Annotated in this window: 21 protein-coding genes; 5 read left to right on the top strand and 16 right to left on the bottom strand. The window is 37.9% G+C overall.

Going from position 1 to position 23,888, the window contains the following annotated elements:
* Positions 1–270: 270 nt before the first annotated feature.
* From BM141_RS12135 to BM141_RS12110, 6 genes are all read right to left on the bottom strand, one after another.
* On the bottom strand, positions 271–3,429 hold the full coding sequence (locus BM141_RS12135; RefSeq protein ID WP_091545664.1) for a VPS10 domain-containing protein: 3,159 nt from the start codon (positions 3,427–3,429) through the stop codon (positions 271–273).
* A 144-nt stretch (positions 3,430–3,573) separates the two neighbouring features.
* Complete coding sequence (gene hemB, locus BM141_RS12130; protein ID WP_091545661.1) at positions 3,574–4,551, bottom strand: porphobilinogen synthase; 978 nt, start codon at positions 4,549–4,551, stop codon at positions 3,574–3,576.
* A gap of 15 nt (positions 4,552–4,566) precedes the next feature.
* The gene (locus BM141_RS12125; protein ID WP_091545659.1) at positions 4,567–4,974 is read right to left on the bottom strand and encodes a thiol-disulfide oxidoreductase DCC family protein; all 408 of its coding nucleotides are present in this window, start codon (positions 4,972–4,974) and stop codon (positions 4,567–4,569) included.
* A gap of 9 nt (positions 4,975–4,983) precedes the next feature.
* Complete coding sequence (locus BM141_RS12120) at positions 4,984–5,307, bottom strand: Rieske (2Fe-2S) protein (protein WP_091545656.1); 324 nt, start codon at positions 5,305–5,307, stop codon at positions 4,984–4,986.
* 34 nt (positions 5,308–5,341) lie between these two features.
* The gene (locus BM141_RS12115) at positions 5,342–5,737 is read right to left on the bottom strand and encodes a response regulator (RefSeq protein WP_091545653.1); all 396 of its coding nucleotides are present in this window, start codon (positions 5,735–5,737) and stop codon (positions 5,342–5,344) included.
* Positions 5,738–5,835: 98 nt separating this feature from the next.
* Positions 5,836–6,291: a hypothetical protein gene (locus BM141_RS12110; protein ID WP_091545651.1), complete on the bottom strand. Its 456-nt coding sequence runs from the start codon at positions 6,289–6,291 to the stop codon at positions 5,836–5,838.
* A 125-nt stretch (positions 6,292–6,416) separates the two neighbouring features.
* On the opposite strand from BM141_RS12110, the gene BM141_RS12105 reads away from it, so the two are divergent.
* Positions 6,417–7,595 carry a hypothetical protein gene (locus BM141_RS12105; protein ID WP_091545649.1) on the top strand — a complete coding sequence of 393 codons (1,179 nt, stop codon included), beginning with the start codon at positions 6,417–6,419 and terminating at the stop codon, positions 7,593–7,595.
* Between the two features lie 74 nt (positions 7,596–7,669).
* On the opposite strand, the gene BM141_RS12100 is transcribed toward BM141_RS12105, so the two are convergent.
* The 7 genes from BM141_RS12100 to BM141_RS12070 all read right to left on the bottom strand — a co-directional run bounded on the left by BM141_RS12100 (position 7,670) and on the right by BM141_RS12070 (position 16,193).
* Positions 7,670–9,832 (bottom strand): molybdopterin cofactor-binding domain-containing protein, encoded by a 2,163-nt coding sequence (locus BM141_RS12100; RefSeq protein WP_091545646.1) that lies wholly within the window; start codon positions 9,830–9,832, stop codon positions 7,670–7,672.
* Positions 9,833–9,977: 145 nt separating this feature from the next.
* Positions 9,978–10,466, bottom strand: coding sequence for a (2Fe-2S)-binding protein (locus tag BM141_RS12095; protein ID WP_091545643.1), 489 nt, complete (start codon positions 10,464–10,466; stop codon positions 9,978–9,980).
* Positions 10,467–10,666: 200 nt separating this feature from the next.
* Positions 10,667–12,202, bottom strand: coding sequence for a glutamate--tRNA ligase (gene gltX, locus BM141_RS12090; protein ID WP_091545641.1), 1,536 nt, complete (start codon positions 12,200–12,202; stop codon positions 10,667–10,669).
* Positions 12,203–12,268: 66 nt separating this feature from the next.
* Complete coding sequence (locus tag BM141_RS12085) at positions 12,269–14,170, bottom strand: OmpA family protein (RefSeq protein WP_221407674.1); 1,902 nt, start codon at positions 14,168–14,170, stop codon at positions 12,269–12,271.
* Between the two features lie 152 nt (positions 14,171–14,322).
* Complete coding sequence (locus BM141_RS12080; RefSeq protein ID WP_091545636.1) at positions 14,323–15,327, bottom strand: cytochrome-c peroxidase; 1,005 nt, start codon at positions 15,325–15,327, stop codon at positions 14,323–14,325.
* Positions 15,305–16,003, bottom strand: coding sequence for a DUF3592 domain-containing protein (locus tag BM141_RS12075; RefSeq protein ID WP_091545634.1), 699 nt, complete (start codon positions 16,001–16,003; stop codon positions 15,305–15,307). Before BM141_RS12075 ends, BM141_RS12080 begins: the two co-directional genes overlap by 23 nt.
* Positions 15,993–16,193 (bottom strand): hypothetical protein, encoded by a 201-nt coding sequence (locus BM141_RS12070; RefSeq protein WP_091545631.1) that lies wholly within the window; start codon positions 16,191–16,193, stop codon positions 15,993–15,995. The genes BM141_RS12075 and BM141_RS12070 overlap by 11 nt, the downstream gene beginning before the upstream one ends.
* A 120-nt stretch (positions 16,194–16,313) precedes the next feature.
* Here BM141_RS12070 and mnmD point away from each other — a divergent pair, with 120 nt between their 5' ends.
* Positions 16,314–17,003, top strand: a complete 690-nt coding sequence (gene mnmD, locus BM141_RS12065) for a tRNA (5-methylaminomethyl-2-thiouridine)(34)-methyltransferase MnmC2 (RefSeq protein ID WP_091545629.1) — start codon at positions 16,314–16,316, stop codon at positions 17,001–17,003.
* A gap of 67 nt (positions 17,004–17,070) precedes the next feature.
* Here the strand turns inward: mnmD and purN are convergent, their stop codons facing one another.
* From purN to yidC, 3 genes are all read right to left on the bottom strand, one after another.
* Positions 17,071–17,643 carry a phosphoribosylglycinamide formyltransferase gene (gene purN, locus BM141_RS12060; RefSeq protein ID WP_091545627.1) on the bottom strand — a complete coding sequence of 191 codons (573 nt, stop codon included), beginning with the start codon at positions 17,641–17,643 and terminating at the stop codon, positions 17,071–17,073.
* A 12-nt stretch (positions 17,644–17,655) separates the two neighbouring features.
* Positions 17,656–18,579, bottom strand: coding sequence for a geranylgeranylglycerol-phosphate geranylgeranyltransferase (locus BM141_RS12055; RefSeq protein WP_177217363.1), 924 nt, complete (start codon positions 18,577–18,579; stop codon positions 17,656–17,658).
* Between the two features lie 80 nt (positions 18,580–18,659).
* Positions 18,660–20,498: a membrane protein insertase YidC gene (gene yidC / locus BM141_RS12050; protein WP_091545623.1), complete on the bottom strand. Its 1,839-nt coding sequence runs from the start codon at positions 20,496–20,498 to the stop codon at positions 18,660–18,662.
* 382 nt (positions 20,499–20,880) lie between these two features.
* Here yidC and BM141_RS12045 point away from each other — a divergent pair, with 382 nt between their 5' ends.
* From BM141_RS12045 to BM141_RS12035, 3 genes are all read left to right on the top strand, one after another.
* Positions 20,881–21,564, top strand: coding sequence for a response regulator transcription factor (locus BM141_RS12045; RefSeq protein ID WP_091545620.1), 684 nt, complete (start codon positions 20,881–20,883; stop codon positions 21,562–21,564).
* The gene (locus tag BM141_RS12040; protein ID WP_091545618.1) at positions 21,561–22,931 is read left to right on the top strand and encodes an ATP-binding protein; all 1,371 of its coding nucleotides are present in this window, start codon (positions 21,561–21,563) and stop codon (positions 22,929–22,931) included. The genes BM141_RS12045 and BM141_RS12040 overlap by 4 nt, the downstream gene beginning before the upstream one ends.
* A 219-nt stretch (positions 22,932–23,150) precedes the next feature.
* Complete coding sequence (locus BM141_RS12035; RefSeq protein ID WP_091545616.1) at positions 23,151–23,858, top strand: MgtC/SapB family protein; 708 nt, start codon at positions 23,151–23,153, stop codon at positions 23,856–23,858.
* Positions 23,859–23,888 lie beyond the last annotated feature (30 nt).

Raw genomic sequence — 23,888 nt, 5'->3', positions numbered from 1 at the left:
ATCGTTAAATCTTTATGCTCTTACATGCTAATAGATTGACAGTCTTTATTATGATTTTTTGAAAAACTACTTTATTTAGGTAATAAGACCAATTCAATGTGTATTACTTAGTATTTATGTAAATGCAATTTTACGTTTATCTATTGGCTTATGGCTATTCATTTTTGATGATAGCTAATATATCAAAGTTACAAAAACAAGAAAACTAAAGCCAATACCAAATCACTTTGAAACATAAAGGAATTGATATTGACTTTAGTTTTAATTGTATTAGTTGATTTTCAAGGATTCATAATCTTTAAAAATCTTTGGAGAGGCATTTTCTACAGCTTGTTGGTACTTTTTCCAATCGCTATCAAAGAAAGTATTTACCTCTTTTAAGAACTGAGCGATGTCTTCTTCAGTCTGCTTCATCACGAGTTGAGCTGTTGGTGTCGGTTTATAACTACCTCTCAGATAGCCCATAGCATTTTGTAGCTTGGCAGAGAGAATAGTAGGGCTACGAAAAATGCCCTGCACATCGTCTTTACCTGATACGCTTTCTATGAGTTTTTGCAAGTTGGTTTCTACTTCCTTGCTTGCTTTTTTGGCATCTTTGATTTTCTGCTCCTCGCTGTCGCCTAACTGCCTGCTTACTATACCTATCGTTTGCTTTGCTTCTCTGAGCCTGTCCATAGCCTCAGTAACTACACTTACTTTTTGGTACATAGCTTGTATCATGCTTTCCTTTGCTTGCAAATCTGCTTCTGTAGTAGGCAGGCGAGGGTCAAGTTTTACATTGACCATAGCGGAGTCCATATTTTTGCCATAAGAAATACGTACTTTGTAAGTTCCCGGCAGTACACTCGAACCTGATGGCTCAGGGGCATCTTTGCGTATAGGTTTAGACTGATTAGGGAAGCGTACACCCTTTTTCTCCAAGTTCCACTGTGTACGGTTAATGCCTGCTTTGGCTTGTGCTTTGAAAGTGCGGATTTTATTGTTTTGCTTATCAAATACTTCTACCAAGACCGAATCTACTTTCTTGTCTTTTTCTAAGTTTACGGCAAAAGAAAGCATAGCACCTGCGGGTCTATTTTCCCCCATAAAAACGGCATCTCCGTGGAAAAGCACACCCGGATTAGCTTTGTAGTTTACTAAATAGGCATCTGGAATTTCAAACATTTTCAAAGGTTTTTCCAATATTTGTAGCCCTTCTTTTGCCAAAGCCCTGAGCGGCCTGATGTCGTCCAATACATACAAAGCACGTCCAAAAGTCCCTATCACTAAATCATGCTCTCTGGGGTGAATGACCAAATCGGCAGTAGGGACGGTAGGGTAGCCATTTTTCCACTTAGTATAAGTTTTAGAGCCATCAATGCTTACATAAAGTCCTGTTTCTGTGCCTACAAAAAATAAATTAGGTTCTACGGGGTCTTGAATCATGCACCATACATAGCCAAATACTTTTTTCTCATCTACGATTCTTTCCCATGTTTGTCCGTAATCTTTGGTTCTATATACAAAAGGCGTCCAATCGTTTCTTCTGTGGTTGTCAAAAACGACAAAAGCCTCGCCTGCATTGTACTTAGAAGCCTGAATTTGAGGAATCCAAGTGTTGGCTGGTACGCCTTTTACATTTTTAACTACATTTGTCCAAGTCTTTCCGCCGTCTTGGGTTACTTGCAAGTTGCCATCGTCAGTACCTACCCAGATTACTCCTTGCTTGACAGGGCTTGGAGCAATGGCTAAAATAGTCGTATGATTTTCTGCCGCAGTTGCGTCATAAGTCAAACCTCCACTAAAATCAGCTTTTTGCTTAGTCGTATCGTTAGTAGTTAAATCAGGGGAAATGGTTTCCCAAGAGTCGCCTTTGTCATTACTTTTATGCAAAAACTGGCTTCCATAGTAAATCGTGTTTTTATCAAAAGGGTCTTGGGCAATTCCTGCGTTCCAATTGAAGCGTAGTTTTACATTTTTATCAGGGTGAGCAGGTTTGACGAATTTACTTTCCCCTGTTAAGGCATCAAATCTTACCAAATTTCCCCCTTGCGACATGGCAAAGCCATAGCGCGTATTGTCTATGTCTGGTACTACATCAAAGCCATCACCGAAAGCGACCATTTCCCAATAAATATTTTTTACGCCCTGTCCCGACCATACATAGCTAGGTCCTTTCCAAGAACCATTGTCTTGCAAACCACCATAAATATTGTAAGGAGTGTCCATATCTACGTTGATATGGTAAAACTGACCCAAAGGAAGATTGTCTATAAATGTCCAAGTTTGCCCTCCGTCTCGGCTAATAGCTGCACCGCCATCATTGCCGTCTATCATGTAGTTGGGGTTATCAGGGTGTACCCAAAAGGCATGGTGGTCGGGGTGAATCCCTGAGCCAAAACGATAAGCAGCAATGTCTTTAAAGGTCTTGCCTCCGTCTTCGCTGGCTTTCAAAATAGTTTCTACTTTGAATAAGCGATTTTCATTTTTGGGGTCGACATAGATTTCGCAGTAGTAAAAAGGTCTTTCGGCGATATTTCTACTGTCATTGACTTTTGTCCATTTGAAACCGCCATCATCAGAGCGATAAAGAGCATTTCTTTTGGCTTCAATCAAAGCATAAACTACGTTAGGTTTGCTTGGGGCGATTGCTAAGCCCATCTTGCCCAGTTCGCCCTCAGGAAGTCCGTCTTCGGAAGTGCGTTGTTTCCAAGTTTTTCCGCCATCAAAAGTTACATACATTCCCGAACCTTTGCCACCAGACTTGAAAAACCAAGCGTCGCGATGAAACTCCCACATTCCTGCAATTAGTTTATTAGGATTTTGCGGGTCCATGACCAATTCGCTAATGCCTGTTCTTTCATTCACATACAACACTTTTTCCCAAGTTTTTCCCCCATCAGTAGTTTTAAAAACGCCTCTTTCAGGGTGATCGCCCCAAGCTGAGCCTTGTACGCCCACATATACAATGTCAGGGTTTTGTGGATTGATGAGTACGCGGTGAATATTACTTGTTTTTTCCAAGCCCAAGTGCTGCCAAGTTTTTCCGCCGTCTATGCTTTTGTAAATACCATTGCCGTTATTTTGGCTATTGCGTGGGTTGCCCTCGCCCGTGCCTACCCAGACTACATCAGGATTATTCTGGTCAATAGCTATCGCCCCAATGCCTGCTACTTTCTGGTCATCAAAGATAGGAGTAAAACTCATACCTCCATTAGTAGATTTCCATATACCTCCAGAAGCCGCACCTATATAGATGATTTCAGGTTGCTTATGCACTACAGCAATTGCGGTTACGCGCCCACTCATGCCTGCCGGACCTATGCTCCTTGCTTGCATTCCTTTGAGCTTGTCCATGTCAAGGGTTTGGGCATAACTTGTCTGTGAAAACACAAACAAAGACGATAAAATGGACAGCAAAATAAAAATGGGTAATCGTTTTTTCTTCATAATAGATAAGAGTAAAATGAGTAAATAAAAAATTAAGTAAATCAAAGGTAGGCTGATATGTTATGTGTAAAAGCAAACATAATCAGAAGTTCTTAGATTTGAAAATAAAAATGAAGCCTTTATTAAAAACAGAATTTACAAAAATCAACTTTTTTGCAAAAGTGAAAATTCCTTAGCAAAATAGGTGAGTATGATTTTAGCACCTGCTCTACGAATACTTGTCAAACATTCTAACATCGCTTTTTTGCCGTCTATCCACCCTTTTTCAGAGGCGGCTTTTATCATGGCATACTCCCCACTTACATTGTAAGCTGCAATAGGCAAGTGAAAATTATCATGGAGGGTTTTAATTACATCTAAATACGGCAATGCAGGCTTTACCATGAGCAAGTCTGCCCCTTCTGCATAGTCTAATTCTGCTTCTATGAGGGCTTCCTTAACGTTAGTGGGGTTCATTTGATAGGTCTTTTTATCTCCAAATTTCGGAGCTGAGTCCAAAGCATCTCTAAAAGGACCATAGAAAGCACTGGCATATTTGGCAGTATAAGCTAAAATTCCTACATTAGTAAATCCATTATTATCAAGCACTTGTCGCAAATAACCTACTCTGCCGTCCATCATGTCCGAAGGGGCTACCATATCTGCCCCTGCTTCTGCTTGAGCCAGAGCCATTTTGCCTAAGACCTCCAAAGTTTCATCATTAAGGATTTGTCCATTTCTTACAATGCCATCATGCCCATCTGAACTGTAAGGGTCCATGGCTACATCGGTAAAAAGGCAAACTTCGGGGAAGTGTTTTTTTATCTCTCTAATTGCTTTTAGATACAAGCCATTAGGGTTATAACTTTCTTTGGCATAAGCATCTTTTAAATCTTCTTCTATTTGAGGAAAAGGAGCAAAAGCCTTGATTCCTAAGTCTATACATTCTTCTATTTCTTTGAGTAAGTAGTCCAAAGAGAGCCTATACATATTAGGCATAGAAGCAATAGCAATTTTTTTGTTTTGTCCTTCAGTGAGGAACAGAGGAAAAATCAAGTCTTTTACGCTTACTTGAGTTTCCTCTGTTAGATTTCTTATGACTTCTGATTGTCGGTTGCGGCGTGGTCTTCTTGTGATATTCATGGTATTATATAGTACTTACAAAAACTTAGCTTTGAGTTCAGGAGTAGGCATACGGCAGGCATCACGCTTGCCAAATAGCTTATAGCGATTTTTAGCTACAAGGTTATAAACGCCATCTCTGATAAAAGTAGGAACGAATCTGAAAATATATAGGAACGACCAAAAGCCACCTACTGTTTTTACTATTTCTAAGGCGGCAGTGGAACGGGTAAATAGCTTTTCTCCACTTAAAAACACAAAAGTATCAAAATCTGTAGTGTTAAGACCATAATGCTGGAGTATTTCCTGCCCTGCTTCTGACTGCAAAGAGGTGAAATACAGGTGATTATTTTTATCATAATCTATCAGAAAGTTTACTGCACCATTGCAAAGGTTACAAACTCCATCAAAAAGAACAATATTTTTATTTGCGTATTTTTCCATTTTTTTAGTTTAAATCCCAATAAAAAATCCTTTGTCATCTATTAAAATAGGAAAAGTCTTGAGTGCGGGGCAGCCGTTGCCCGAGGTTTCTTCTCCTGATGCCAAATCAAACCTATATCCATGCCAAGGGCATATTACTTCATTCCAAGCATTAATTTTGCCTTTACTTAGTGATTCTTGCAAATGCGAACATTCATCTTGCACAGCAAAAAAGCCCTGAGAGGTATGCGAAAGACAAATTTGATGTTGCCCAATCACTACTCTTACTGACTGATTCACCGCAATTCTTGCCTCTGCTTCCTGTTGCGTCTGAAATACTTTATACCACTTCATACATGACTTGAGCGATTTTGCTTGTTTCCTTCCTCTAAAAACTTTCCAATATTTCTGCTAATCTGTCTTTGGAGATAGGCTTTACAACAAAATCCTTGACTCCCTCTAAACTTTTTACTTTCAGTTTATCTGCGTTATCAATAGATGAGGTAACTATGTAGATAATGGATTTTTTAGCTATTTGGTTCTCTAAAGCAAGATATTCATTTAAAAATTGCCAACCGTCCATTACCGGCATGTTGATGTCCAAGAAGATAACCTCAGGTAGTTTGTTAGGTTGAGAAAGGTGATTTTTCAAAAAGTTAATTGCTTCATATCCATTAGGAAACGAAATAATTTGACCCACTTTTTGTGTCTTTTCTATGGCTTTTTGGATAGTAAATTGATACAATTTATCATCATCAATTATACAGATTATAGGCAGATTCATTGTATTATTGTTCTTCAGAATTTATAAATAAGGAATTTTCTTATCTAATTTTAACAGGCTACAAATATAAATATATTCATGGTAAAATTTTTATCCGCCTATTTATAACCTTCATCTTTAAGCCAAATTTTTTGATTGAGGTCGAACTTCATCATAGTATCATCGTTAGGAATGAGAAACGTGGGCAGGTTTAATTTTTTTCCACCTGCATTTTCCCAAAGTTGAGCAAACCAGTCAGCAAAGGTATTGCCCATAGCCTGATAATTTTTGGAATTAGTGTTTTTTTCCTCTTCTAATGTGATAAGTTCATGTTCATCAGCATCTTGTAAAATCCCTACACCTCCCAGCAGGTCTTTGTAGCCTAATTGGTCATCTGCTTGATTTAGAGGGTAAAAGGCAATCTCTAATTGTGGGAAAAAATATTCAAAAACCAAAGTTTGCACTTCTGGTTTTGTTTTTTCATCTTCTAAGGCAAAATCTCCCATTGCAACTGCTTTTAAATCATTGCTCAGCATTTCCTCAAATGCCTGCAATTTTATGCTAAAGTCTTTCATAAATATCTGTTTATTAAATAGTAAGAAAATAAATGCCAGCAATATGTAAATCTAAGACGATTTTCATAGCCCTAAATTAATCTTTTTTATCTTTGCATGAAATCAGTGCCATAATTAGCCAATGTATGAAGTTCGTTTTCCTAAGTCTAATTTTTATTTTCTGTTTTACCTCATTCAATCAAGTTGTTTTCTATAAAAAAATAGGAGGTAAAAACTACGATGCCTTAGCAGATATACTTGTTACTCGCTCGGGAGATTTGCTGGCTGTAGGTCGGACAGACTCGTACAGTCAAGATATGAATATAAACCTAATAAAATTTGATACACAAGGCAATATTATTTGGGATAGAACTTACGGGGGCAATGAAACTGAAGGGGCGAGTGCCATTATCCAAACCCAAGAGGGAGGTTTCTTAGTTGCAGGATATTCTGATTCTAATGCGGAAAATGCCAATGAGAACGATGTATGGCTTTTGAAAATCAATGCTAATGGAGAAAAAGAATGGGAAAGATTTTACAAAACACCTGATAGCATCGATGAGGCACAGGGATTAGTAGAAACAGAGGAAGGCAACTTTTTGATAGTAGGAAATACAACCAGCCTTAGCGCGGGAAATACAGATATTTTCGTCATGAAAGTAAATAAAAAAGGGGATATACTCTGGCAGAAAAAATACGGAGAAATAGAGGGAGAGCAGGCAGGTCATATCATTAGCACAAGTCAAGGGTTTATGATAATCGGTAGCAAAGAAATCCCTAAAAAGCGTTGGGACATGTGGCTATTACACATAGATAAACAAGGAGAAATACTTTGGAATCAGAATTATGGAGGAAGCGACAATGAGATGGGAAATGCCTTAGCAATAATGCCTGACGGGAGTTATGTTTTAGCAGGTTTTACTTATACTTATGCAGAGGGAAGTTTAGATGCTTGGGTGGTAAAAATCAACCAGAAAGGAGAAAAAATTTGGGATAAGACTTTGGGAGGGTTAAGTACAGATGAGGTTTTTGATGTCATTATTACAAAAGAAAAAAACATTTTAATAGCAGGATATACCGATATGTATGTGCCTGATAAAAACTATAATAATACCAGCAACAATGGAAATGATGTGCTGGTCGCTTTGTTAGATGCTAACGGGAATGAACTTTGGAAAGAAATCATAGGTGGATTGGGTACGCAACGTGCCTATGGCATAGTAGAAAAAGATGAGGCTTATTTTTTGGCGGGTTATGCAGACGAAAATGGAAACTCGGGTACTGACCATCTTATTATAAAAATCAACTCAAACAGAGATAAATAAAAACTTAGCCCAAAAACAAAGCATCAAACTTTTCAAGGTTTGATGCTTTGTGTATGTAACCAACACTCTTTACTTTATACCTCCAGTTTCAAAGGTAAAGTCCTGATTCTCTTGCCTGTGAGTGCAAAAATTGCATTTGCCAAAGCTGGAGCAAGCGGAGGAAGACCTGGTTCCCCTACCCCACTTGGTTGCTCGTCGTTTTCCATGATGTGTATTTCCATTTTTGGCGTTTCTTGAATACGTATCATTTGGTAATTGTGAAAGTTGCTTTGTTGTGCCTTCCCGTTTACAAAAGTGATTCCGTCTTTGACTGCCGCAGTCAGTCCCATGACGATATTGCCTTCAGTTTGAGCTTTTACGTTGTCAGGGCTGACGGTCATGCCGCAATCTATGACTGTAACCACTTTTTCCACGACGATTTCCTTGCCTTTTTGAGCAACGGTTACTACATGGGCGCAAATCGTTCCAAATGAACGGATTATAGCCACACCTCTCGCTTTGCCTTTGGGAAGTTTTTCAGTCCATTTGGATTTTTCCTTCAGTGTTTCCAAAACTTTTTTGAATCTTGGGGCTTTTTCCAACAATCCGATTCTGAAATCCATTGGGTCTTTTTTTGCCGCATGAGCCAACTCGTCTATAAAACTTTCATGCCCAAAACCATTGGTAGAAGAATAGACTGAACGCCACCAAAGCAAAGGCACAGAAGGCTCGGCATGATGGTAGTCCAAACGGAAATTGGGGATTTCGTAAGGGCTATTTTCCTTGTCCACCGCTTCCACTGCCCACTCATCTACTTTTTTCCCATTTGCCATGCCCCCCCATTGGCTTTGGATAGAACCGCCAATAATCGTGTGTTGGAAAGCAATGACATTCCCATTTTTATCAATTCCACCTTTGAAAGCATTGAGCATAGCGGGACGGAAGGGACCTTGCGTAATATCATCTTCTCTTGTCCAAACTACTTTTACAGGGGCTTTTAACTGCTTTGAGAGTAAAGCGGCTTGAACTACAAAGTCGTAAAATGCTTTTCTTCCAAACGCACCTCCCATAAATACTACATTTACTTTGACTTGCTCAGGTTTCATGCCAACTGCCATTGCTACCTGCCCCCCTACGCCAAAGGCACTTGTGTCAGGACTTTGGATAGGTGCCCAAATTTCGCAAGAATCCTCTTTCACATGGACTACGCAGGCTTCGGTTTCCATAGGAGCGTGTGAGGCAAAAGGTGTTTCATACTCGGCAGTAATCACCTTGTTTGCTTTGGCAAGGGCTGTTTTTACATCTCCTTCGGTTTCATGAGGATTGCCTTCGGTTTTTGCCAGTTCACGCATTTTTTTGAAGTAGTCTGCCGAATTGAATTTCTCTGCTTCTGCACTTTCCCAAGTAACTTTGAGGGCTTTTCTGCCTTGCATAGCGGCATAAGTGCTGTTGGCAATAACAGCCACGCACTCAGGCTGTTTCATAAATACAGGGCGAGTAATTTTGATGACATCTTTTACCCCGGCGACTTTGCGGGTTTCGCTGTCGTCAATAGAAGCTACCTTTCCCCAGATAGCAGGGCAATGCTCTATGACGGCATAGACCATGTTAGGAATTTTCAAATCCATGCCAAAAATCGCAGAACCATCAACTTTAGAAGGGATATCTACTCTTTTAGTCTTTTTGCCCAAATACCTAAAATCTTTCTTTTCTTTGAGTTTGGGTTCTTTTGGTACTTCCAATTTAGCGGCTTCCTCCACCAACTCCCCATAAGAAAGGCTCGTATTATTTTTCTTATTAAAAACCTTTCCGTCTTGGGCATAACATTCGTTTTCACTCACTTGCCAGCGATTTGCCGCCGCTTTGATGAGCATTTCTTTTGCTGAAGCCCCCGCTTTTCGCATGGGCAACCAAGAAGCCCTGACGCTACCACTCCCCCCAGAGAGTTGCCCACCATATTTAGGGGTTCCGTCAGAAGGTTTAATTTCTATTTTGTTGATGTCCACCTCTAATTCTTCTGCAATGAGTAAGGGAATAGAGTGAAAAGTGCCTTGTCCCATGTCAGGACGAGGATTGATAAGCGTGATTTTTCCCGCAGTATCTATGATGATAAAAGGAGAAAGTTCTAAGGACTTAGTAGTCAAGTTTTCTATCAGAGCCTCTTTGCTATTGGCGGGGAAGTAAATACCCAAAGCCAAAACCGCACTTGTAGCCCCTGAGAGTTTAAGAAAATTGCGGCGATTTATATTTTTTTCCATTGTTTTTTCATTTGTTTTTGCTTATCGTGTGAAAACACACGATAAGATGACTTGTTAATTATTTTTCCCTTTTTCATGTGTTATCTCTCGGTACGAAGTACATGAAAAATAAAACTAACCGTTTTCAAACTTGTATTTTAAAAAGTTATTTTCCCCCTTGTCCGTTGCTTTCTTTTTTCATTAGCTCTGAGGCTACGTGAATTGCTTGGCGAACTCTTTGGTAAGTACCGCAGCGACAAATATTTCCTTGCATTGCGACATCAATTTCTGCATCACTTGGGTTCGGATTTTTAGCTAAAAGAGCCGAAGCCGCCATGATTTGCCCTGATTGGCAGTAGCCACACTGGGGCACTTGTTCTTCTATCCATGCTTTTTGAACGGGGTGCGTCCTGTCCTCAGAAAGCCCTTCGATAGTCGTAATTTGCTTTCCTATTACAGCGGAAACGGGTAATACGCAGGTTTTGGTTGCTACCCCGTCAAGGTGAACTGTACAAGCCCCACACTGTGCCATGCCACAGCCGTATTTTGTACCTGTCATCTCTAAGACATCTCTGATGACCCAAAGCAAAGGCATTTGTGGTTCTACATCTACGGTGTAAGATTTTTTATTAATCCATAATTGGTACTGTGCCATAAAAAATAGATTTGAAAATAACAAACTGAGTAAAATGTGAAAAGGAAGGTTGAGATGTTGGTCTAAATGGAAGCACAAATTTAAATTTTTTATATGAAAAAGTGAGTATAAATAGGCAAATTTTAACTTAGGTAAAGATAAAAAAACAAAAAGCCTTTACTAAGGCAAAAAAATGTAGTAAAGGCTTATTACTTTAATCATTAAGCTATTTTCAAAGTTTTAATCGCATAGTCAATGCGTTTACTTACTTCTTCTATTCCTAAAAATGCAATAATTTCCATTAAGTCTGCTCCTGCTCCTACGCCTGTAATTGCTAAGCGAACTCCTTGCATGACACTTCCAAATTTAATTCCTAAACTATCAGTAACTTGATGCAGGATATCTTTGGCATTGCTGGCATCAAGCAAGGCAGTAAGATTTTTTAATTGATTCTTATAGGCTGTCAATACCTCTACGACTTGCTGATTCCATTTCTTGCTTGCTACTTGCTGGTCAAAAGTTTGTGGAGCATAGAATAAATAACTACCTTCTTGAAGGAAATCTTTTACAAAAGTTACTCTGTCTTTGAGAATACTTACTACTTTCTCGGCTTTTTCTTGGGAAAGAGTGATATTTTGTTTTTTCAAATCTTCTATAAAAAGTTTTGCTAATTCTTCATTAGGTTTAGCTTTCAAATATTGTTGATTGAACCATTTTGCCTTGTTGATGTCAAACTTAGTGCCTGCTTTACCAATTCTTTCAATAGAAAAAGCCTCTATCAATTCTTGCATAGAAAAAATCTCTTGCTCTGTTCCCGCATTCCACCCTAATAGTACCAAAAAGTTTACCATCGCCTCAGGAAAGTAGCCTTCCTCTCTGTAACCCTTCATCACCTCGTCTTTCTCTGGGCTTTTCCATTGCAAAGGAAAAACTGGGAAACCCAACTGGTCGGCGTAGCGTTTGCTCAATTTCCCATTGCCGTCGGGATTGAGTATGAGTGGCAAATGAGCAAATTGTGGCATTTCTTTTTCCCAACCTAAATACTTGTAAAGCAAGACGTGAATAGGGGCAGAAGGTAGCCATTCTTCTCCACGAATCACATGAGAAATTTGCATCAAATAGTCATCTACTACATTGGCTAAGTGGTATGTAGGCATTCCGTCAGATTTGAGTAATACTCTATCATCTAACAAAGAGGAGTGAAAAGTTACCCAACCGCGAATAAGGTCATGTACTCTAATATCTTCTTTACGAGGGACTTTCAAACGAATTACGTAAGGTTCTCCTACGGCGAGTTTAGTATTTACCTCGCTTTCTGACAAAGTAAGGGAGTTTTTCATCTGCATTCGGGTAATGCTATTATACTGTGGAGAGATAACTCCTGCGGATTCTAATTCTTTTCTCTTTTTTTCCCATTCTTCTTCTGTATCAAAAGCATAGTAGGCATGTCCGTCTTTGACTAACTGCTCAGCGTATTGTTTATATAGTGCTTTGCGTTCAGACTGACGATAAGGAGCAAACTCGCCTCCATGCCAAGGGCTTTCGTCTAACTGAATCCCTATCCATTCCAAAGCTTCTTTGATGTATTCTTCTGCACCTTCTACGTACCTTGTTTGGTCGGTATCCTCGATACGTAGAATCATGCTGCCATTGTATTTTTTAGCTATTAAGTAGTTGTATAAGGCAGTTCTTACTCCGCCAATGTGTAGTCCGCCTGTGGGGCTGGGAGCAAAACGCACTCTGACTTTTTTGTCCATTATCGTTCTGATTTTCTCTTTTGCTGTAATTTTTTCGCAAAGGTAAGAAAAAAGCCGTTTGCAAGCTCACAATATCTTAAATTCTATTCGGCGGTTCATAGCCCTATTTTCGTCAGAGGTATTTGGAATAAGGGGCTGTGTTTCTCCATAGCCTTTTGAGAGCAATCGACTTGCATTAATGCCTGCCTTAGTCAAGTAATCTACTACGGACTGCGCCCTCTTTTTAGAAAGGTCTAAATTCGCTGCATCAGAGCCTACATCGTCAGTATGTCCGCTAATTTCTATTTTTACTGCAGGATTTTCTTTCATAAACTTTAAAATGCGATTCAGTTCTGTTTTGGATTTTTCTTGTAAGTCCCACTTGGCTGTTTCAAAAAAGATATTGTTTAGCGTGATTTTTGAACCACTCACGATAGGCTCTAAGTAAATATCAATGATTACATCTTTGCCGTCTTTTTCGCTGTAATTGAAGGATAGACTTTGGAAAAGATAGCCTTCTTTGTTCACATAAAGGGCGTATTCTGAGCCTTTATTTAACACTATCAAGTAATCCCCGTTCTGAGCATCAGACTTTACCGTAGATTCTATACTATCATTAGCTAAATTAAAAAGGTCTATTTTTGCCTCTAACTTTTGCTTTGTCTTGGCATCGTAAACTGTACCTTTGACGTAATTACTTGCTACTGTAGGACGCATCTCCTCTGGCACTTCAAAGCTATAAATCTTACTTGACAAAATAAGGTTGCCTTTAGTTTCTTCGTGAGAATAATAGGCAGTTCGTCCGTCGGCAGTGATAAACAAACCCATTTGATTGCGGTAGTCATTGATAGGATAGCCTAAGTTAGCAGGGGGTTGCCATCTCCCGTTTTTAAATTCTGTACGGAAAAGGTCGTAACCTCCATAGTTTTGGTAGCCATCAGAGCTAAAAAACAAGGTTGTTCCGTTTACGTGAATAAAAGGAGCTAATTCATTAAAGCGCGTATTTACTGCTCTGAGATTTTCTGCTCTCCCCCAAATACCGTCTTCTCCTCTCCTACTTCTCCAAATATCGTACCCACCAAGTCCACCTGGACGTTCTGAAATAAAGTACAAGGTTCGCCCATCGGCAGAAAGAGAAGGTTGCGTGTCCCAGTAACGTGAATTGACATTGGGTCCCATGTTTTGAGGTTCTTGCCACTTTCCCCCTACATTGTAGCTTACAAATAAATCGCAACTTCCAAACACTTTCCTTTTTTCTGAACCTTCACAAACCGTAAAAATTAGTACTTTCCCATCAGCAGAAATAGTGCAAGTTCCTTCATTAAACTCTGTATTTAGTTCTTTGATATTCTCTGGCTTTGTCCATTCGTCATGCTCTTTTTTGCTCACATACATATCCTCATCGCTTTTGCGGTCATTCCCTTTGCGTGCCGTAAAAATCATCATTTGCTGGTCAGCTGAAAGCACAGGAAAGTATTGTAATTTATAAGAGTTAATAATCGGGCTAACTTCCTTTGGTTTAAAATTGACAGGATTTTGCATTCCTTTTTCTGCATACTCACAATTAGCAATAATCTTGCGTGCCAAAATCGTCTGCGAACTGTTTACAGGAGTAAGACTTAAAAAAATATTGCACTTTTCTTTTGCTTCTTTGTAATCTCCTTTTTGAAAATCCAATTGAGCCACCTCGAAGTAAACAGGGGCTAATTTTCTATCTCGTGGAGCAATTTCTAAGCACTTGCGATAGTGGTACTCATACTTTTCTGCCGCATTGGGACTGTCTTTGGAAAGTAGCTTGAAAGCATTTCCCAAAACGAAGTGAGCCTCTACAAAATTATTATCAATCTCTATTGCCTTCAGCAAGAGTTCAGCAGATTTGACTAAATCTCCCTTTTGGTAAAATTCCTTTGAATCTTCATAGTATCTGATGGCTTTTTTAGAAGTAGTATGGAGGTCTTGTGCAAATAACTGTAAACTAATTATTTGCAAAAATAAAAGCCAATATATTTGATGTATAGATAGTTTCATTCTGCTAAAATAATAATTCTATTAAAAAAACTTCCCAAAAATTATACCTTTTAAATCTCTGATACCTCTGACACGTTCAAACAAATGTAGCCTTGTCAATTAAAGTTGTCGATTTAGAGTGTTTGCAAAAAAGCAAGTAACGCATTGATTTCTTCTTGGGTCAAGGGAATACCCACTTTCCCATCTGCTCGGATAAATAGTGGGTCTAAATAAGGATTTTTTTTCATATTAGCCTGATAATGAAATAAAACTTCGTTGATATTTTTAAATCTTCCATCGTGCATATAAGGAAAAGTCAATGCCCACCGCCGCAAAGTAGGGGTTTTAAACTTGCCAATATCCGAAGAGTCAAGCGTGATTCTGTATCTACCTAAATACATGCTTTCCTCATCATTAATAAACATACTGTCCAAGCCAATATTGTGAAATAAATTGTCTGTAAATAACGGTGGAGGGTGACAAGTAGCACATTCCTTTTGGAAAATTTGCAAGCCTTGTAATTCTAAGTGAGTAAACTGAATTTTCCCTTGTGCGTATTCATCATAACGACTATCTGCAAAAGTAAGTGTACGCACATATTGGGCTAAGGCTCTGGCTATCATGGCGTTGGTAATAGTATCTTGTTGGAAGGCTTTTTTAAAAAGTGTAGGATAATATGGCAATGCTCTCAATTTTTGGGGGAGTTGTGATAAATCCTGCCCCATTTCGTCAGCGTGGCGTAATGGAGCAAATACTAAGGATTCTATGTCTTTAGCCCCGCTGTCCCAGAAAAGACCTTGCTGTGTCCAAGCCAAATTCAATAAGGTGGGGGTATTTCGGACAAGCGGCTTGCCTGATATGCCGTGGGTGGATAGGGCTACAGTATCTGCAAAAGCCTGAGAAGGTAGATGACAGGAAGCACAAGAAACTTGATTATTACCCGACAAACGCGTATCAAAAAAAAGTATTTTCCCCAAATTAACACCTGCCGTAGTGAGTGGATTTCGCAAGGGAGAAGGTAGAGAATCTGCAAAATAGGGAATATAATCATGTAATAGTTCTTCTTCGGGGGAGGACTGACAAGAACAAAAACTAAAAGCAAGTAGTAAAAAAACATTAATATTCAAAAAGCACTTCATTAGGCAAAAAAGATAAGTCCACTACGTACTTTTCTGTATCAATGGCATCAATAAACACATTGATTTCATTATTTCGTAGGTAATTAGCGGGATTTTCCCAAATGTATCCACTTTGAAAAACTTTCTTTGTACCGTTAAATGTGTTATTGCTTGCTATGCAATGAATGCGATAAGGCTTTACACCCAAAATTTTAGGGCTTTCTAATTCTTCTATGCTCGTAACTACAGCGACTAATTTTTTGCCATTTACTTTTATTTGTTTGATTTTGTTATTGTTTAGCCATTGCCACCTGAAAAATACAACAGCGGGAAGTGCGATAAGCAATCCAAAAGAAAAAAGAATAATAATAAGGGTGCTTTCTTGATTGCTTGGAATGTAGATAGATTGGGGATTGATAATGTCATAATAAATCTCGATAGTATCCCCAACATTTGCTCCGAGTTTCTCTCTGCTGGCTCTTATCCTTACTCTTTGATTATCAATGGTTTTAAACTGAAGCATTGGGTAGTAAGTTGCTTGATTACTGCTTGTGTTTGCTTCTGTTACGATTGCCTTTGTTTTTTCATATTTAGATTTGGTACTTTCATTTTTAAGATACAAGGTAAAAGCATGGGCTACAAAGGCAATGCCCATGACAAAAAGAGCAATACAAACTAACTGAATCTTATTCCTCATCTTGTTTAAAACCGTCTCGGTCTTTGAGCTTTTTATCCACTACGTTTTTATTCAAAAACTCATTGATTTTCTCAATGCTATGCGTACTAACAATTTCTCCAAAAGAGTTAATTTTTACATCAAAACCCTCTAAATCTGGGTGAACTTTGGGTTTTTCTTCGTTTTCTACTTTATTTTTGGGCTTTTTCATCAGTATAGGTTTTTGATTGTGTAAAAGTAACAAATATTTACAAAGTATAGTTTGTTTAGGCGATAAATTACATTTTCGATTAAACAAAATTTAGCTTACATCTAAAAAATAGTATCATACATGCAAAGAAAAGTAATTACGACCAAAGATGGCTCTTCTACTATTTTTTGGGAAGAACTCAATGAAACTTATCATTCTATTCATGGGGCTTGGCAGGAATCGGAACATGTTTTTATCAAAGAGGGATTAGCTTGGTATGCCAATCAATTTCCCGCTCAGCACAGTATTGCCATCTTTGAAGTGGGTTTAGGTACGGGGCTGAATGCCATTTTAACTTTAAAATTCTGCCTGCAAAATCCAGATATACAGGTCTTTTATCATAGCATAGAGCCTTACCCATTGACGTGGGTGGAGATAAGTCATTTGAATTACAAAGAATTATTGAGCCAAGATTTGCACCAGTATTTTGATTATATCCATCAGTGCGAATGGGAAAAAACACATCAAATCCTGCCTTCTTTTTCTTTCCACAAATCCCAAAAAAATCTACAATCGTTTTCTGTTTCGCCTAATTCAACTTTTGATATTGTTTATTTTGATGCTTTTGCACCTGCCAAACAACCTGAGATGTGGGAAGTATCAAGTTTGAGTACGGCAGTTGCTCTTTTGAAAGAACATGGCATCTTAGTAACTTACTGCGCCAAAGGAAGTTTTAAGCGAGATTTGAAGTCTTTGGGTATGCAAGTGCAAAGTCCTCATGGTGCGGCGGGTAAAAGAGAAATGACCAGAGGGGTAAAAGTAGCTGTTTAATATTTTATACTCAAACAATCTTTGACACTTGACAGGTTTTGCAAAACCTGTCAAGTGTGAGTATATCTTATTTATTGTGCATTTCTAAAAGCAACTTTTCCAACACACGAGGCAGATGCTCATGCTCCAAAGCATGGATTTTATTTGCCAAAGATTCTGGTGTATCTCCTTCATTTACTTGGCATTGGGCTTGGAAAATAATGCTACCCTCATCGTATCTTTCATTGACATAGTGGATAGTAATGCCACTTTCTTTTTCTTTGGCTTGGATAACTGCCTCGTGTACTTTGTGTCCAAACATTCCCTTGCCTCCATGCTTGGGCAAAAGTGCAGGGTGTAGGTTAATGATTTTATTGGGAAAGTACTTAACTATATGCTCGGGAACAAGCCATAAAAATCCAGCAAGCACCACAAAATCAACTTTTTGTTCCTTCAAAATAGCTAAGACTTTATTATTTTCATAGAAGTCTTGCTTTCCAAAAGTCCATGTTTTTATTCCCAAGTTTTGTGCTTTTTCCAATACAGGCGCATCTTTTTTGTTAGAAAGAACAATAAACTGATACTGGGGTTTTTCTTTGAAATATTCAATGATTTTTACTGCATTACTGCCTGTACCTGAGGCAAAAATGGCGATAGTCATAGTATTGTAATGTTAAAATTGTATTTGCAAAAATATCATTCCTACCATTCCTAATAGCATAATAAGTTTGGAAAAATTACTTACTCTGTGAAAATCTGCTTTACTTTTGGCAAAAAAAACTTGCCAAGCTAACGTCAAAAGCAAGATGCTGATGAAAAAACAATACAAAAGGTAATAGGGAATAGACAAAAAAAGCCAATGTGGGAAATAAAAAAGAGAAAGAAAGAAAAGCAGGATAACACTAAAAATCAACAGTTTTGTATTAAATACGCCAAATAAAATGGGAAAAGTTTGGCAATTTCCTGCCTTATCGCCTTCTATGTCCTCTATGTCTTTGACCAACTCTCGTATCAGCGAAATGAAAAAAGCAAAGCCTGCAAATAAATAGACGAGTGGAAAGTTTTTTTCATACAAAACATTGGCAAGCAAGACCACCAAAGCAGAAAGCAAAGCCACTAAGCCATTGCCTAACAAAGCAATTTTTTTCAAATAAAGTGCATAAAAATACAAACTTAGCCCACAAAAAATTTGAATCAAAGCAATTTTCATATCTGCCAAAAAGCCAGCTAAAAGAGCTAAAAAATTTAACAAAACGTAGATTTGCCAAATACTTTTTTTAGTAAAAACCTTGTTTATCAATACCTTATCAGGTTTATTGACTAAATCTATTTTTACATCAAAATAATCATTGATAACGTACCCTCCTGCGGCGATAAGTGTAGTAGAAATAATCAATAGAAAAAGTTGGGAAAACTTATAAACTGTATGAAAATCAGCAGGAACAAGAAAATAATGAGTAAAAAGAAGCGTAAAAGCAATGATGAGCAAGTTTGGCAAGCGAATAAGTCGAAAAAAATAAAACAAGCGACTACTTCTTTTCAAAGGAAGCAGTCGCTTATCACTTGATACTGTATTTTTTCTACTTTTTTTTGTCAATATCTTTATTTTTCAATCTGTCTTTGATGATAAAACGCCGTTGCGTGGTGTTATCACCCGCAACGCAACATAAACACCTTTTATTTTTTCAATCGGTCTTTGATGCTTTTCTTTTCCTCTTCTTTCTGTGTCGTTTTTTCCTGTTGGGCTCTCATCGCCTCTTGCAGTCGCTGTTGGAAAGAAGAAGGTTTCTTATTCGCATTCTGTTTGCGCTTTTCTTCAATCGTAGCTAATAGCTTGTCATCATTGACAAATGCCTTGATGATATTTTGCTGACCTATGGTTATCAAGTTGGAAATGAAGTAGTAATACGTTAAACCAGAGGAAAAAGAATTAAGAAAGAATATGAACATTACAGGCATAATATAAGTAATCACTTTCATTTGTGCCTGCATAGATACGTTTATCTGGTTATTGTAATAGGTATATGCCAACTGAGAGGCAGTAAACAGCAAAGTAAACAAACTTACGTGGTCGCCATAAAAAGGTATGCTAAAGCCAAAATCCCAAATAGAATCATAAGAGGACAAATCATCTGCCCAGAGGAAAGATTTTTGCCTTAACTGAATGGCATTAGGGAAAAAGTTGAACAAAGCCAAGAATACGGGCATTTGCAAAACCAATGGAATACAGCCACTTAGGGGACTTACTCCCGCTTTCCCATAAAACTGCATGATTTCTTGTTGGGCATTCATGTCATTAGGGTCGCTATATTTTGCCCTAATTTCATTGACTTCGGGTTGCAACACCTTCATTTTTGCCATGCCCACATAAGACTTGTACTGCAAAGGGAAAAGTACTAACTTCACTACTATCACCAAAAGCAAAATAACAATACCGTAGTTATTAGTAACTTTCTCTAATACAGAGAAAAGTGGCATAATTAAGTACTTGTTTACCTGAGCAAAGATAGCCCAACCCAAATATACGTTGCGCTCAAAACTTGGCGTAACTGCCTCACAAATCTTATACTCATTAGGACCGAAGTAAAAGCGAATATTTCTTCCTTCTTTTTCCTTCAAATCTGCCAAAGGAATCTCTAAAGAGGTACTTAGCGTTTTTATGATGTCATCACTTACTATGGGGTTACTTGCTACTTTGACATTGTTAAAAAATCCGTCAGTAATGATAGAAGTATTAAAAAACTTGTGTTTGAAACTTACAAAACGCACAGGTTTTTCTGCTACTTTTTCCTCTAAACCCGAAGCGGTTTCTGATAGCGTCTCGAACTGCTCGTCTTGGGGCATAAAATAATTAACCGTAGTAAAACGGCGAGAGTCTGTCAAATCTTTTTCTAACTGTTTTACATCGTCAGTCCAAGAGAATGACAATTTGTCAGACTTTAATAAACCTTGTGGCGAGCCAACGATGTTGAGTTTGTAATCTACTACGAAGCCTTTTTCTGCTAAGGTAAATTTGTGTTCTAAGTAATTTTCTGTGTCCAGCCCTATCACAAAGGCAACTGTGTTTTTATCAATCTTATTTACATCATAGTACAATTCATTCAAGTTTACGTCACCTAATTCTGTTTTTATCAAGGAGTTAAACTTACTGCTTTGTTCATCTATTAATATCAAAGGTGCTTTTTTGTACGTAATATAATTTTTTAACAATACCTGCTTTACTCTTGCTCCGTAGCTACTCAAAGTAATTTTAATATCTTCATTTTCAAGCACTACACTTTCCTCTTGCCCTTTCATACCTAAGGCAAAAAAGCCCATCTTTTGCTGTAATATTGAATCAGGTTGGTCTTTTAATGTATTCAATTTCACCTGACTTTGAAGCGTACTATCTTTTTTCTCTGTGGTGCTAACTTCTTGCTTGGGTTCTATTGGTGGAGGTTCAGGGCTAAAAAAAGTCAGGTATGCGAACAGCATTACAAATATTAGCACCATGCCAATGGTTTGGTTCTTATCCATTTCTTTTAAGATTATAAGTGATGAGCAAAAGCTATGAAAAGCCGTAATTTTTACTCAAAAACTAATATGACTTATTGATTATCAATATTTTTCAAAAATAGATTTTTGAATATTATATATAAATGCTACTTTTGTGGTGCGAATTTAGCACCATTTTTTGAGAAAATGGCAATTTGGCAGAAACATAATTTTTTTTATGGGTTGAGGGAACTTGGGCAAAGCTATGCACAGACATTCAATTATACCCTAATAAATTAGTTTGCGAATTTATTTGAGTGAAAAAATATTATTATCAATCTTTTTTTATATCTAAAAGGTTTTCGAAACCTCTCAGGCAAGAGAGTATGAATTACTTATAACTTTACATAAATGATTTATGCCAATGAAAATTCTTATCATAGAAGATGACCAAAGAGTAGCCGAACTTATCAAAAGAGGGCTTGATGAACAAGAATTTGACGCTGAGAATGCCTACGATGGACTTTCAGGGAAAAAATTGGCTTTGCAAAGAGAATATGATTTAGTAATTACTGACATTGTTCTGCCTAAGATTGATGGAATTGAATTGTGCAAAGAAATCAAGCAAACTAAACCTAATATTCCGATTATTATGCTTACTGCTCTTGGCACTACTGATGATAAAGTGGAGGGCTTCGATGCAGGGGCAGACGATTACTTGGTCAAACCTTTTGAGATGAGAGAACTCTTGGCTCGCATCAAGGTATTACTCAAACGAAATAGCAGAACTGCCCAGCAGGTAGGTTTTTTACTCAAATATGATGATTTGGAAATGAACCTACACACCAAAGAGGTCAGACGCGGGCAAGCAGAGATTAACCTCACACCCAAAGAGTTTAAGTTATTGGCTTTTATGCTCCAAAATCCAGAAAGAGTACTGTCAAGGGTAGAAATTGCGGAGAAGGTTTGGGATACGCATTTCGATACAGGCACAAACTTTATAGACGTGTATATCAATTATTTAAGAAAAAAAATTGACAAAGACTTTGATAAAAAACTCATTCATACCAAATCGGGCATGGGTTTCATTTTAAAAGCAGGTTTATGAAAATAAAAACTCGCCTTACCTTACTTTTCAGCTTGATAACAGCCACTATTCTGCTGATATTTGTTTTTATTATCTATCAATCAGCCAAATCTAACCGCGAAAAAGAGTTTTTCAATACCTTAGAAAAAGAAGCCGTTACCAAAGCCAATCTATTTTTTAATGCCAAAGTAGAAGCAAAAACTTTGCAAGATATTTACAAAAATAACCGACAAATCTTGAACGAGGTGGAAGTAAGTATTTATGATAATACTTTCCAACTACTTTACCATGATGCCTTAGACATAGACATTGTAAAAGAAACTCAAGGCATGATAAAAGAGATTTTTAAGAAAGGTAAAATAGCTTTTTATCAAGAAGATTGGCAGGTTATTGGGTTAAAATATACTTTTGATAATCAAAACTACGTCATTTTTGCTGCCGCCTACGACCAATATGGCTATACAAAACTTAATAATCTTTTGCAGAATAGCATCATGGTTTTTATTTTTTCTATTTTGTTTATTTACATCGCAGGAAGATTTTTTTCTCAAAAAGCCTTTGAACCCGTCAAAGAGATGACGGAAAAAGCACAACAAATTTCTGCTACCAACCTTGACTTGCGACTGACCACTCATCATAGCAAAGATGAACTTGCCGAGTTAGCCAAGACCTTCAATGAGATGCTGAATCGCTTAGAAAACTCTTTTGAAGCCCAAAAGCACTTTGTTTCTAATATTTCCCACGAGCTAAGGACGCCACTCGCCGCTATCGTTACCGAATTAGAACTCTCGCTAACCAGAGAACGAGCAAGCGAAGACTATAAGATGGCGATTCAGAATGCCCTTTCAGACACCAAAAAGTTAGTTCGCCTTTCCAATAGCCTGCTTGACCTCGCCAAAGCAAGCTATGATACTGCCCAGATTTCTTTCAAAAATGTACGTATAGACGAGATTTTGATAGATGCAAGGCAGAAAGTACAAAGGGCTAATCCTGAGTATAAAATTGCGATTTGTTTTGAAGGAGATTTTGACTATGATGAGCAAATTTCTGTAAACGGGAACGAATACCTACTCAAAGTAGCTTTTGCCAACCTTTTAGAAAACGGCTGTAAGTTCTCTAAGCAAAAACAAAGTAGTGTAGACATCGCCTTTGGAGAGAACCAAATTATTTTGCGTTTTTCAGATGAGGGTATAGGCATTGCAGAAGACGACCTAAGTTGCTTATTTTCTCCTTTTTACAGAGGTAAAAATAAGACTTTTGCGGAGGGCAATGGCATTGGACTTTACCTAACGCAAAAAATTATTTCCTTGCACAATGGCAAAATAGAGGTAGCTTCCAAGATAAATGTTGGCACTACTTTTACTGTCTTGCTTCCACCTGTTCAGTAATTTTCTCTAATAATTTTCTAATTTTTTTCTAAATACTTTCTAATACCTCTCTATTGCCTTCTTGCCTAATTTTGCAAGCGAAATCAAAAAACATTGAAAAATGGCTGACAGTAGTAGTATTCAATTCAATTATTCAATCACACCTGTCATTTCATAGCTTGCTACAAAGTATGTCTATGCAATGAGGTAGGCATATTTTAATCAGAAAGGAGGTAAGCAATGACCATTAACATCTTTATTTTTCGTTTAGGATTGGCTTTTCTTTTAGGAGCATTTATAGGATTAGAAAGGCAATATCGTCAAAAAAGTGCAGGTTTACGCACCAATACTTTAGTTTCTCTCGGCTCAGCAGCTTTTATTTTACTTTCTCTTTCTCTTACTGGCAATGTAGGTGACCCCTCTCGAGTAGCAGGGCAGATAGTAACAGGTATAGGTTTTTTAGGCGCAGGGGTAATTATGAAAGACGGATTAAGCGTACAAGGGCTAAATACTGCGGCAACGATTTGGTGTTCGGCGGCAGTAGGCACGCTTGCAGGCGCAGGTTTGTGGTTACAGGCTGCCATTACGGCTTTCTCTATCATGCTTGTTCATATCGTTTTGCGTCCTATTGGGTTGTTGCTCAACCGCTTGCCTATACAGAAAGAAATGGTAGGTATTTTTTATTATTCTTTCAAAATACGTTGCAAAGAAGAGGTGGAAAATCACTTACGAGTAGTTTTGCTCAATGCTGTACAAGCAGATGAACACCTGCAACTTCGCTCTCTGACAAGTAGCGACAATGGTAATCCTGCCTTTGTATATATAGAAGCAGAAATTTTTGCCAACGGAAAGCATGATGCAGAAATGGAAAAATTAGCCGCTACGCTTACCATTGAGTATGGCGTAACCCAAGTAAGTTGGGAAGTAAATGGACAGCAAAACGATTAAGAAATTAGCATTTATACATAAAAACCTAAA

The organism is Thermoflexibacter ruber, from assembly GCF_900113045.1.
GTDB classification, from domain to species: domain Bacteria; phylum Bacteroidota; class Bacteroidia; order Cytophagales; family Thermoflexibacteraceae; genus Thermoflexibacter; species Thermoflexibacter ruber.
This window is presented reverse-complemented; position numbering and strand designations above follow the sequence as displayed.